Source organism: Streptomyces turgidiscabies Car8, assembly GCF_000331005.1.
Lineage (GTDB): Bacteria > Actinomycetota > Actinomycetes > Streptomycetales > Streptomycetaceae > Streptomyces > Streptomyces turgidiscabies.
Genome location: NZ_AEJB01000471.1, coordinates 1 through 11,719, shown reverse-complemented (window position 1 = coordinate 11,719; position 11,719 = coordinate 1). Strand labels below are relative to the sequence as shown.

Sequence of the window (11,719 nt, the reverse complement as noted above, 5' to 3'; positions counted from 1 at the left end):
TCAGCGCGGCCAGCGCCTTGCCGAGGAGCGCCTTGCGGTCGGCCGCCGTGGTGACGTGCTCCAGGCCGAAGCCCAGCAGCACCGTGTCGCCGGTGGTGACCGCTCCGTACGTCTTGAACAGCTCGCCCGACAGGCCCCAGTCCTTGATGACCGCGGGGCTGCCCGCGGGCGGTCCGGGGGTGCTCCAGGCGCCCAGGGACGTCTCGAAGCCCTCGACCGCGCCCGGCGTGCCGCCGATCACGACGGTGGCGTTGTCGGCGAGGACGCCGCGTCCGCCGGAGCCGGGGTCGGTGATGTAGCTGAGCGAGATCTCCACCTTCTTGCCGGCGTAGGCGGAGAGGTCGAAGTTGACCTCCTGCCAGCCGGCGGAGGCTCCGGTGAGGCTGTTCCAGGAGCCGCTGGTCCCGGTGGGCGTGCAGCTGCCCGAGCCGAGGGTCAGATAGCGGGTGAGCGCCGGGTGGCCCTGGATGAAGAACCCGGCCTCGCACTCGGCGGGAACGGTGGTGCTGGTCGCGCCGCCCTTCTCCGGGAGCGTGGTCCAGTCGTCGGCACCGGCCGTGTGGGCTTCGAGTACGGCGTGGTCGTAGCCCTCCTCCGTGTCCCACAGGAGCTGGGTACGGAAGGTGGGCGCGTCCGCCGCGCTCACCCCGGTGAGGTCGATGGTGCGGGCGAGGCGGTTCCAGGCGTAGTCGCTGTGGGTGACGGCCGCCATGGAGGAGCCCGCGTACGGTCCGTACGGGTTGGGGGTTCCGGGGTAGCCGCCCGCGCCCGCGCCGGCGAACTGCGGGAACGTCGCCGGGGACAGGTTGTCCGAGGTGACGCTGTAGGACCCGGCCGCGTTCAGCGGGTTGCCCGGCGCGTCTCCGAGGGCGCTGTTGACGCCGGCGAGCTTTCCGGAGCCGTTGAAGGCGGTGACCGAGGGCAGGGTCGTACGGGCGTAGGCGCCCAGGTAGTACTGGCTGAAGTCGTTCGACAGGGTGCCCCCGCCGAGGTCGACGGAGCCGCCGGCGCTCTCGCCTGCCTCGACCAGCTTGCCGCCCTCGTTGAGGTAGGCGCGCAGCTGGAGCTGGGTGGCGTTGCCCGGCCGTACGGCGCCCGTGTAGTGGACGACCGTCTTGAAGTGGTCGAGGACGGCGAGCGCGTCGGGTGCGCCCAGGGCGGCGACGTCCCAGACGAGCGGCTTCCTGCCGTTGGCCTTCAGCGCGTCGACGTAGGTCTGCGCCTGTGTGGCGGTCGCGCCCTCCTCGGCGACGACGAGGGTGTCCGCGCGCGGCCGTTCGGCGACCGTGTACGTGAACCGGGTGCTCTTGGTGGGCTTCTTGTCCTTCGTCACGCCGGTGAACCAGACCTCGACCTTGTCGCCCGGGTCGCCGTCGGCGACCTTGGCGCGGTACTCGTCGAAGTACAGGTTGTCGTCGCCGCCGAAGGTCTCGCCGCCCTTCCACGCCCTGAGCGCCATGTCGTGCGTACGGCCGCCGTTGACGCGGTACTTGAGCTTCTTGTCGCGTACGGACTTGCGTGCGACGACCGAGACCTCCTGGTCGGCGCCGCGCGAGTACGAGGTGGTGAACGGTGCCGGGGTGAAGTCCGGGGCGGCGATGCCGACCGACGACTTCGGCTGGTCGGGCCTGGCCGCGGACTCGGCGACCGACAGGGCGAAGGGGACGTTCTTGGCGAACTCCTGCTGGATCAGCTTCTCGTCGTCCGGGAAGGTGAAGACCGAGGCGCAGTCTGCCGCGTTCCAGGCGTCGTCCGGGTAGAGGTTCGACGCGGTCTGGCAGGTCGACATCTCCGGGGTGAACATCGCCGTGCCGTTGACGTTGGCGGCGTGGCCGTCCGCCTCGCCGTTGGTGGTGTACAGCTCGGAGGAGAGCTGGGGGTGGTAGCCGGGGATCGCGGAGTTCTCCGGCGTGCCGGCGAGGGACTTGTAGAGGACGTCGTCGGGGCTCGGCGACGCGACCTGCCAGCCGACTCCGTAGAGGAGGAGTTCGGCGGCGGAGTGGTAGTTGATGCCGTACTTGAAGCCGATGCGCTTCTCGAAGGCGTCCAGGGCCTTGGTCTCGGGCTCGGAGTCGGGGCCGGCACCGCGGTAGGTCTCACTGGTGGGGAACGGGGACGAGCCCTCGTTGTCGTAGCCCCACTTGTAGGCGAAGTTGCGGTTGAGGTCGACGCCGTCGCCGATGGTGGTGGCGCCGTCGCCGTTGATGTCCCGCATGTTCTTGCGCCACTGGCGGTCGCCGTCGGCCCGGTGCGTGAAGTCGTAGCCGTCAGGGTTCGCCGACAGGACGAACCACAGTTCGGTCGAGTCGACGATCTTCTTGATGCGGCGGTCCCTGGAGTAGTTGTCCAGGTAGTGGTGCATCAGCCGGCGGGTCATCTCCGGCGTGATCCATTCACGCGCGTGCTGGTTGGACACGTACAGGACGGAGGGCTTGGCCCCGTCCTTGGACTTCTTCGCGCCCTTGGTCAGTTTGAGCGCGAGGATGTCCTGACCCCGAAAGGTCTTGCCGATGGAGACGACCTTGGTCAGGGCCGGGTTCTTCTGCGCGGTCCGGAGGATCTCCTCCTTGAGGTTTCCGGCCCCGCTGTACGGCCGGTAGACACCGTCACCGGCGGCGGCCACGCGCGCGCGTGCCTTCGCCGTGAGCGTGTGCTCCTCGAGGTCGACGCCCTTGTCCTCCAGCTGGTCGGCCTGTTTGTCGGTGAGGTAGACCTCGACCGTGGCCGTGCCCTTGTCCGGCGCCTGCTCCCCGAGTTCGTGACCGTCCTGGCCGGCCGCGAGCAGCAGGGGTATCTGCGCCTTCGTGACCTCGGCCCGGAAGACCTTGACCTCGTCGGCGCCGGGTGTGCCGGCGTCCTCCGCGGCCACGGCGACGGGCGCGAGTCCCGCGCCGCCCAGCAGGAGTGCGCCGGCGGCGAGGATCGTTCTCGCTCTGCGTCTCATGTACCCCCCTAGCGATGGTCCGCCGCAGTGGCGGGCCAGATGCCAGGCTCATGACACTTCATGATCCAGTCAAGGGGGCGCCAACAACTGACAAACGCCGATACCGGCACCCGAAGTGGGTACCGGCATCGGCGTGTTGAGGGCCGGTCAGCCCTGTGTGAGGCTCCGTCAGCCCGCGTCGGCCATTTCCTCGGTGAGGTTGGACTCCGTCCCCGGAATGCCCATGTCCTGGGCCCGCTTGTCGGCCATGGCGAGCAGTCGGCGGATCCGGCCCGCGACGGCGTCCTTGGTCAGCGGCGGGTCGGCGAGGGCGCCGAGCTCCTCCAGGGAGGCCTGCTTGTGCTCCATACGCAGTTGGCCGGCCGCCGCGAGGTGCTCGGGGACCTCTTCGGCGAGGATCTCCAGCGCGCGCTGGACCCGGGCGCCGGCGGCGACGGCCGCGCGCGCGGAGCGTCGCAGGTTGGCGTCGTCGAAGTTGGCGAGGCGGTTCGCGGTGGCGCGGACCTCGCGGCGCATCCGCCGCTCCTCCCAGGCCAGCACCGACTCGTGTGCGCCGAGCCGGGTGAGGAGGGCGCCGATCGCGTCCCCGTCGCGGACGACGACCCGGTCGACACCCCGCACCTCGCGGGCCTTGGCGGCGATCGAGAGCCGTCGGGCGGCGCCTACCAGGGCGAGCGCGGCCTCGGGGCCGGGGCAGGTCACCTCGAGGGACGATGAACGTCCCGGCTCGGTGAGCGAGCCGTGGGCCAGGAAGGCGCCTCTCCAGGCCGCCTCCGCGTCACACGTGGCGCCGGAGACCACCTGGGGCGGCAGGCCTCTGATCGGGCGCCCACGGCCGTCCACGAGCCCTGTCTGCCGGGCCAGCTGGTCACCGCCCGCGACCACCCGGACCACGTAACGGGAGCCGCGGCGCAGTCCGCCGGGTGCCATCACGATCAGTTCGGAACTGTGGCCGAAGATCTCCAGGATGTCCCGCTTGAGCCGACGGGCCGCCATCGCGGTGTCCAGCTCCGCCTCGATCACGATGCGCCCGCTCACCAGGTGGAGGCCGCCGGCGAACCGCAGAATGGCGGAGACCTCCGCCTTCCTGCAGCAGGTACGGGTGACGGGGAGCCGGGAAATCTCGTCCTTCACCGCTGCCGTCATCGCCATGGGCCGATCCTTCCATGCATCCGAAAAATACGGTCGTACGCGGCGGCCAACAGCTCCGTATCGTGCCGAGGAGATCCGTCGGTCCGGGCCACCGGCGCCAGCTCGACCGCGGCACCGAACCGCTTGGCGGCATCGGTCAGCAAGTCGCGGTCGGGCACGGCGGCCTCGTCGGCCAGCACCACGTCCAGGGCGAGTTTAGGGGCGTGTCGTCCCAAAACCTCCAAATGACGCTGCGGTGAGAAGCCTTCGGTTTCTCCGGGTTGCGGCGCGAGGTTCAGCGAGAGTACCCGGCGGGCCTTCGTCTCGGTCAGCGCCTCCAGCAGCTCGGGCACCAGAAGGTGCGGAATCACGGAGGAGAACCAGGATCCGGGCCCGAGAACCACCCAGTCGGCGTCCAGGACGGCGGCGACCGCTTCCGGGACGGCGGGCGGGTCGTGCGGCACGAGGTGCACGGTCTGTACCTCGCCCGGCGTCAACGCGACATTCGCCTGCCCCCGTACGGTGTCGACATCGTCGGGCCGCTCCGGGTCGTGGCCCCTGACCAGAGCCTGCAGTTCCAGCGGTACGGCGGACATCGGCAGGACCCGGCCGTGCGCGCCCAGAAGCCTGCCGACCAGGTCGAGGGCCTGGACGTGGTCGCCGAGCTGCTCCCACAGGGCGACGATCAGCAGGTTGCCGACCGCGTGTTCGTGCAGCTCACCCTTGGACTGGAAGCGGTGCTGGATGACGCGGGCCCAGGTCTGGCCCCATTCGTCGTCGCCGCACAGGGCGGCCAGCGCCTTGCGCAGGTCGCCGGGCGGCAGGACGCCCAGCTCGTCGCGCAGGCGCCCGCTGGAGCCGCCGTCGTCGGCCACGGTGACGACGGCGGTCAGGTCGCCGGTGATCCGGCGCAGCGCGGCGAGGGAGGCGGACAACCCCATACCGCCGCCCAGGGCGACGACCTTGGGCTGGGCACCCCGCCGGCGCGGCCTGGCGCCCCGGGCCTCGACGGGCCGGCCCGCACGGCCCTCGGGGGTCACCCGGCGCAGCCTGCCGAGCCGCGGTGTACGTCCCGTCATTCCCGTCCCATGTCCCGGTGCACGATCACGGTCTCCACACCCTGCGAGGCAAGGCGTGCGGCGAGCTTCTCGGAGGTGGCGACGGAACGGTGCTTGCCGCCCGTGCAGCCGACCGCGATCGTCACATAGCGCTTGCCCTCGCGGCGGTATCCGGCGGCGATGAGCTGCAGCAGCTCGGCGTACCGGTCGAGGAACTCCTTGGCGCCGGGCTGGTTGAAGACGTACGCCGACACCTCCTCGTTGAGGCCGGTGTACGGGCGCAGCTCCGGGACCCAGTGCGGGTTGGGCAGGAACCGCATGTCCACGACCAGGTCGGCGTCGACCGGGAGGCCGTACTTGAAGCCGAAGGACATCACCGTGGCCCGCAGCTCGGGCTCCTCGTCGCCGGCGAACTGGGCGTCCATCTTGGCGCGCAGTTCGTGCACGTTGAGGCTGGAGGTGTCGATCACCAGGTCGGCGTCGCCGCGCAGCTCGCGCAGCAGTTCGCGCTCGGCGTCGATGCCGTCGACGATGCGGCCGTCGCCCTGGAGGGGGTGCGGCCGGCGTACCGACTCGAAGCGGCGTACCAGGGCATCGTCCGAGGACTCCAGGAAGACGATGCGCCGGGTGACGCCCTTCACCGCGAGATCGGCGAGCGACTCACGGAGATTGTCGAAGAAGCGCCTGCCGCGTACGTCGACGACGACCGCGATCCTGGCGACGTTGCCCTGGGAGCGGGCGCCGAGCTCCACCATGGTGGGGATCAGCGCGGGCGGCAGGTTGTCGACGACGAACCAGCCGAGGTCCTCCAGACACTTGGCGGCCGTCGAACGGCCGGCTCCGGACATACCGGAGATGATCACCAGCTCTGGGATGGCCGCCTCGGCGGTCCCGGCTGTCTCGATGCCCGTACCCACTTGCTCTCCGTCTTCCTGGCCCGGTGGTGCCTGGCCCGCCGTCTCGCCCGGTGCCGGGCCCTCCGCGTGCCGCGAGCGATCATCGCCCGCTTCGCTGTGACCTGTCTGGCCGTCCGCTGTGCGCTCGGCCTTCGGTGTCTCGTGCTCGGTCATTTCTCCTGCCCCCGTCGCTCGTCCGGGGCGCCCGCGGCTACGAGCTCCCCCGGGGACCCCGCTCTCGTCTCGGGTTCCCCGTCCTGCGTGTCTGCCGTGTCTGCCGTGTAATCCATGATCTCTCCGGTCGCCGTGTTCACGGCGGGCGCGGCCGGGGCCGCCTGTGCGAGGGCCACGGCGATCGTCTCGGCCGTCTTGAGGCCTATGCCGGGAACCTCGCGGATCTGGTCGATTGTGGCGGACCGCAGCTTTTTCACCGAGCCGAAATGCTTGATGAGCGCCTGTTTCCGGGTTTCGCCGAGGCCGGGAACGTCGTCCAGTGGGCTTGCCCGGAAGCGTTTGGCCCGTTTGACACGCTGATAGGTGATCGCGAAGCGGTGGGCCTCGTCCCGGACGCGCTGGAGCAGATACAGGCCCTCACTCGTACGGGGGAGGATCACCGGGTCGTCCTCGCCGGGTACCCAGACCTCCTCCAGTCGCTTGGCGAGGCCGCAGACGGCGATGTCGTCGATGCCCAGCTCGTCCAGTGCCCGCTGGGCGGCGGCCACCTGTGGCTGCCCGCCGTCGACGACCACGAGCTGCGGCGGATAGGCGAACCGCTTGGGCCGCCCCTCGTCGTCCTTCAGCTCCCCGCCGGGTTCCCTGCCTGGCTCCTGACCGGTTCCCGAGCCGGATTCCTGGCCGGATTCCTGGCCGTCCGCCCACTCCCCGGTCTTCTCCTTCTCGGCGATGTAGCGCTTGAAGCGGCGGCCGATCACCTCGTGCATGGACCGGACGTCGTCCTGCCCCTCGAAGCCCTTGATCTGGAAGCGGCGGTACTCGCTCTTGCGCTGCAGGCCGTCCTCGAAGACGACCATCGAGGCCACCACGTCGTCGCCCTGGAGGTGGGAGATGTCGTAGCACTCGATCCGCAGCGGGGCGCTGTCCAGGTCGAGGGCCTCGGCGATCTCCTCCAGGGCGCGCGAGCGGGTCGTCAGGTCGGAGGCGCGTTTGGTCTTGTGCAGCACGAGCGAATGCTGGGCGTTGCGCTGCACGGTCTCCATGAGGGCCTTCTTGTCGCCGCGCTGCGGGATGCGCAGCGAGACGCCGGATCCGCGCCGCTCCGCCAGCCACTCCTGGACGGGCTCCACGGGGTCGGGCAGCGCGGGGACGAGGACTTCCTTCGGTACGGAGTCGCCCTTCTCCTCCCCGTAGAGCTGCTGGAGGGCGTGCTCGACCAGTGCGCCGGTGGTGATCTCCTCGACCTTGTCGGTCACCCAGCCCCGCTGGCCGCGGACCCGCCCGCCGCGGACGTGGAAGATCTGGACGGCCGCTTCCAGCTCGTCCTCGGCGACCGCGATCAGGTCGGCGTCGGTCGCGTCGGCGAGGACGACCGCGCTCTTCTCCATGGCCTTTTTGAGGGCCTCGATGTCGTCGCGCAGCCGGGCCGCCCGCTCGTACTCCATCTCCTCGGCCGCTTCCGTCATCCGCTGTTCGAGCCTGCGGATGTACGTCCCCGTGCGGCCGGCCATGAAGTCGCTGAACTCGTCGGCCAGGTCGCGGTGTTCCTCGGCCGAGACCCGCCCGACGCAGGGTGCCGAGCACTTGCCGATGTAGCCGAGGAGGCAGGGGCGCCCGGTGCGGGCGGCGTTCTTGAAGACTCCGGCCGAGCAGGTCCGCACCGGGAAGACGCGCAGGAGCAGGTCCACGGTGTCGCGGATGGCCCACGCGTGTCCGTACGGCCCGAAGTAGCGCACGCCCTTGCGCTTCTGACCGCGCATCACCTGGACGCGCGGGTACTCCTCGTTCATCGTCACCGCGAGATACGGGTAGCTCTTGTCGTCGCGGTACTTGACGTTGAACCGGGGGTCGTACTCCTTGATCCAGGAGTACTCCAGCTGGAGCGCCTCCACCTCCGTGGACACCACTGTCCACTCCACGGAGGCCGCCGTGGTGACCATCGTGCGGGTGCGCGGGTGGAGACCGGCCAGATCCTGGAAGTAGTTGGCCAGGCGCTGGCGCAGGCTCTTCACCTTCCCGACGTAGATCACCCGGCGGTGCTCGTCGCGGAATCGGTACACCCCGGGAGAGTCCGGGATCTGTCCCGGCTTGGGGCGGTAGCTGGAGGGGTCGGCCATGTCTCACACCCTACTGGCGGGGTGTGACAGTGCGGTGATCCTGTGGACGGCCACCGCCGGCCCGCGAGGAGCGGGCGGGAGGCGAGGGTCTCGGCGGTCGCGCGTGTTGCGCCTCAGGTGTTGTCGCGCCTTGGTCAACACGCTTCAATGCGGGGGAACTCGGGGCGGTGAACGGCCGCGTACGTACGTGCGGACAGCAGGACACGGGGGCGGGACGCCTCGTGCGCCCGCCGGGCCGCCGCGGTTCACCCCACGCGCGCGGTCCGACCAGCCGCCGTGATCATTCACAGAAGGGCCCCCGTATGCGCCAAGCCTCACCCCACGTGGACGACGTCATCGCGCAGGACGCCACCGCGGAACTGGACACGGCCCTGCGGAACGGCCCCTTCCACATGGCTCTGCGGGCCGCGATCACGGCGCGCGGTCTGCCGCTGCAGCGCGTCCAGCACCATCTGTGGCGGTACGGGGTCAAGGTCGGCGTCACCAGCCTGAGTTACTGGCAGCAGGGCGCCCGCCGCCCGCAGCGCCCCGAGTCGCTGCGGGCAGTGAGAGCCCTGGAGGAGATCCTCCAGCTGCCGGAGGAGTCGTTGATACGGCTGCTGGCCCAGGGCGACGAGCGCGTCGGCACGCAGCGTCCCGCCGCTCGGTCGTACCGCTCCCTGGTGGAGGCCTCCGGCGTCCTGGAACAGCTGCTGACGGAGCTGGGGTCGCCGCTCGACGGCGGCCTGCACACTCTCGGCCTGCACGAACGGGTACGGATCGGCACCCGGCGTGAACTCCTGACCCGTGAGGCCCACCACATCGTGCGCGCCCACCGGGACGGCACGGACCGGTTCGTCGCCGTGCACCACGGCGACCCCGGCTGCGCACCGGACCGTATGTCGGTCCACGCCCTGGAGAACTGCCGCACGGGGCGGATACGACGGCACCAGGACACGGGGGTACTCGTCGCCGAACTCCTCTTCGACACACGGCTGCGGGCGGGCGACACGTTCCTCTTCCGGTACGCCGTCGAGGACGGCACCGCGGAGGTGTCCCGCGAGTACGTCCGCGGCTTCGGTGTCGCGGGTGGCCAGTACGCGCTCCAGGTCCGCTTCGACGACGGGTCGCTGCCGGTGCGTTGCCACCGGTTCGCCCAGCACTCGGCCGCGGCGCCCCGCAGCGGCCGCCAGGACCTGCCGGTCAGCGTCCGCCACCGCTCGGTCCACCTCGTCGAACCGAGGCTGCGCCCGGGCATCCTGGGCATCGGCTGGGACTGGGAGTGACGGACTCGGAGTGAGGAGTGAGGGACCAGGTCCGGCGCAAACGCGTACGTAAACGCTTACGCAAGCGTTTACGTTCCCCGTTGGATGCGGTACGTTGCCGCCATCGAAGCCCGGTCAGGACGGGAAGGCGGGACTCCATGGCGACGATGACCGATGTCGCACGGCATGCCGGCGTGTCCGTGGCGACCGTCTCGCACGTACTGAACGAGACCCGTGTCGTGCGCCCCGCGACCCGGCAGGCCGTCCTCGACGCCATCGAGGTACTGGGCTACACCCCGAACACGCTGGCCCGTTCCCTGGTCACCGCACGGACGCGGTCCATCGGACTCGCGGTGTCGGCGATCAGCAACCCGTACTTCACGGAGATCCTCCAGGGCGTCGAGTCCGGGGCCCTGGAGCACGGCTACAGCCTCCTCCTCGCCGATCCGCACGACGACCCCGAGCACGAGCGCAAGGTCGTCCAGCTGCTGCACGAACGACGCGTGGACGGCATGATCGTCGCCCCCTCGGCGGATCCCGGCGCCCTGATCGCCTACCTGACCCGGCACGACGTGCCGACGGTGTTCCTGGACCGGGTGCTCGACACCCCCTCGGACAGCACCCCTCCCTTCGACCAGGTCTGTGCCGAGAACGCCGAACCCATGGCCCGGCTGATGGCCCACCTCACCGCCCTCGGCCACCGGCGCATCGGCCTGGTCGCGGGCCGCCCCGGCCTCAGCACGACGGCGGAGCGCATCACCGGCTATCGCATCGGCCTCGCGTCCGCCGGGCTGCCCCACGACGAACGCCTGGTGGCCCACGGCGACTCCGAGTCGCACGGCGCCGAGCGCGCCACCGCCGCCCTCCTCTCCCTCGCCGCGCCCCCGACCGCCCTCGTCACCGCCAACAACGCCATGACCATCGGCACCCTGCGCGCCCTGCGCGAACGGGGCCTCACCGTGCCCGGCGACCTGGCCCTGTGCTGCTTCGACGACTTCGCCTGGGCCGATCTCTTCACCCCGGGGCTCACCGCGATCGCGCAGCCCGGCAAGAACATCGGCGCCGAGGCCGTACGGCTGCTCCTGGACCGCCTGGCCGACCCCGACCGCCCGACCCGGACCGTGCGGCTCCCGTGCACGTTCGTCCACCGTGAGTCGTGCGGGTGTACCGACCCGGAGCGCCGCGAGAACCCCCGTCAGACCGAGAGAGGACCCAGCTCGTGATCGTCGTCGCCGGTGAGGCACTGATCGACCTGGTACCGCGTGCGGTGGGGCCTCTCGCGGATCTGCGACCGGCGCTCGGCGGCGGGCCGTACAACACGGCGGTGGCCCTCGGCCGTCTGGGCTCCCCCACCGCGTTCTGCTCTCGCGTCTCGTTCGACGCGTTCGGTGAGGCGCTGCTCGACGGGCTGCGCGCGGCGGGCGTCGACGTGTCGTCCGTACAGCGCGGCAGTGAGCCCACGACGCTCGCCGTCGCCTCGATCGGTGTGGACGGCTCCGCCGCCTACTCCTTCCATGTCGAGGGCACCGCCGACCGGCTGTTCACGGCACCGGCGGGGCTCCCCGACACCGTCCGGGCGGTGTCGTTCGGCACCTGCTCGCTGGTCCTGGAGCCCGGGGCGAGCGCGTACGAGGAACTGCTGCGGAGCGCCGCCGCACAGGGCGTGTTCACCGCGCTCGATCCGAACATCAGGGCGGTGCTGATCCCCGACGCGGACGCGTACCGGGCCCGTTTCACGAGTTGGCTGCCGTCGGTGTCGCTGCTCAAGCTCTCGGAGGAGGACGCGAAGTGGCTGGGTGGGACCCCACGCGAGTGGCTGGCCGCCGGTCCCTCCGCCGTCGTGGTCACACGGGGCGGCGACGGGCTGACCGTCTTCACCCGTGACGGCGCGGAGCACTCCGTGCCGGGTGAGGAGGTCGACGTCGTGGACACGATCGGCGCCGGCGACACCGTCAACGCGGCGCTGCTGCACGGCCTGTCGGCCCGGGACGCGCTGTCCCCGGCGGGACTGGCCGGCCTCGGCCCCGACGGCTGGACCGGGCTGCTGCGCCTCGCGGCGCGCGCGGCGGCGATCACCTGCTCACGAGCGGGAGCGGAACCGCCGTACGCGGCCGAACTGGGCGACCTGTAGGGGGCGGTTCAGCCGACCGGGGCG

8 protein-coding genes are annotated in these 11,719 nt (G+C 70.9%); 3 read left to right on the top strand and 5 right to left on the bottom strand.

The window, feature by feature from the left end; genetic code table 11:
• From STRTUCAR8_RS34095 to uvrC, 5 genes are all read right to left on the bottom strand, one after another.
• Window positions 1-2,944: M14 family metallopeptidase (locus STRTUCAR8_RS34095; protein ID WP_006380786.1), on the bottom strand; the 2,944-nt coding region annotated here is incomplete at its 3' end.
• A gap of 168 nt (window positions 2,945-3,112) precedes the next feature.
• Window positions 3,113-4,096 carry a DNA-binding protein WhiA gene (gene whiA / locus STRTUCAR8_RS34090; protein ID WP_006380790.1) on the bottom strand — a complete coding sequence of 328 codons (984 nt, stop codon included), beginning with the start codon at window positions 4,094-4,096 and terminating at the stop codon, window positions 3,113-3,115.
• Window positions 4,087-5,154 (bottom strand): gluconeogenesis factor YvcK family protein, encoded by a 1,068-nt coding sequence (locus STRTUCAR8_RS34085; RefSeq protein WP_006380785.1) that lies wholly within the window; start codon window positions 5,152-5,154, stop codon window positions 4,087-4,089. Before STRTUCAR8_RS34085 ends, whiA begins: the two co-directional genes overlap by 10 nt.
• On the bottom strand, window positions 5,151-6,203 hold the full coding sequence (gene rapZ / locus STRTUCAR8_RS34080; RefSeq protein ID WP_006380787.1) for an RNase adapter RapZ: 1,053 nt from the start codon (window positions 6,201-6,203) through the stop codon (window positions 5,151-5,153). Before rapZ ends, STRTUCAR8_RS34085 begins: the two co-directional genes overlap by 4 nt.
• Window positions 6,200-8,320: an excinuclease ABC subunit UvrC gene (gene uvrC, locus STRTUCAR8_RS34075; RefSeq protein ID WP_006380783.1), complete on the bottom strand. Its 2,121-nt coding sequence runs from the start codon at window positions 8,318-8,320 to the stop codon at window positions 6,200-6,202. Before uvrC ends, rapZ begins: the two co-directional genes overlap by 4 nt.
• A gap of 302 nt (window positions 8,321-8,622) precedes the next feature.
• Between uvrC and STRTUCAR8_RS34070 the strand changes: the two genes are divergently transcribed.
• From STRTUCAR8_RS34070 to STRTUCAR8_RS34060, 3 genes are all read left to right on the top strand, one after another.
• Window positions 8,623-9,585: a hypothetical protein gene (locus tag STRTUCAR8_RS34070; protein WP_044473374.1), complete on the top strand. Its 963-nt coding sequence runs from the start codon at window positions 8,623-8,625 to the stop codon at window positions 9,583-9,585.
• 137 nt (window positions 9,586-9,722) lie between these two features.
• Entirely contained in the window at window positions 9,723-10,787 is a 1,065-nt protein-coding gene (locus STRTUCAR8_RS34065) for a LacI family DNA-binding transcriptional regulator (RefSeq protein ID WP_006380788.1), read from the top strand.
• Window positions 10,784-11,695, top strand: coding sequence for a carbohydrate kinase family protein (locus tag STRTUCAR8_RS34060; RefSeq protein ID WP_006380784.1), 912 nt, complete (start codon window positions 10,784-10,786; stop codon window positions 11,693-11,695). The genes STRTUCAR8_RS34065 and STRTUCAR8_RS34060 overlap by 4 nt, the downstream gene beginning before the upstream one ends.
• Window positions 11,696-11,719: the final 24 nt, after the last annotated feature.

Coding starts and splice junctions, on each gene's coding strand:
- whiA (WP_006380790.1), bottom strand. CDS start 4,096: ATGGCGATGACGGCAGCGGTGAAGGACGAGATTTCCCGGCTCCCCGTC.
- STRTUCAR8_RS34085 (WP_006380785.1), bottom strand. CDS start 5,154: ATGACGGGACGTACACCGCGGCTCGGCAGGCTGCGCCGGGTGACCCCC.
- rapZ (WP_006380787.1), bottom strand. CDS start 6,203: ATGACCGAGCACGAGACACCGAAGGCCGAGCGCACAGCGGACGGCCAG.
- uvrC (WP_006380783.1), bottom strand. CDS start 8,320: ATGGCCGACCCCTCCAGCTACCGCCCCAAGCCGGGACAGATCCCGGAC.
- STRTUCAR8_RS34070 (WP_044473374.1), top strand. CDS start 8,623: ATGCGCCAAGCCTCACCCCACGTGGACGACGTCATCGCGCAGGACGCC.
- STRTUCAR8_RS34065 (WP_006380788.1), top strand. CDS start 9,723: ATGGCGACGATGACCGATGTCGCACGGCATGCCGGCGTGTCCGTGGCG.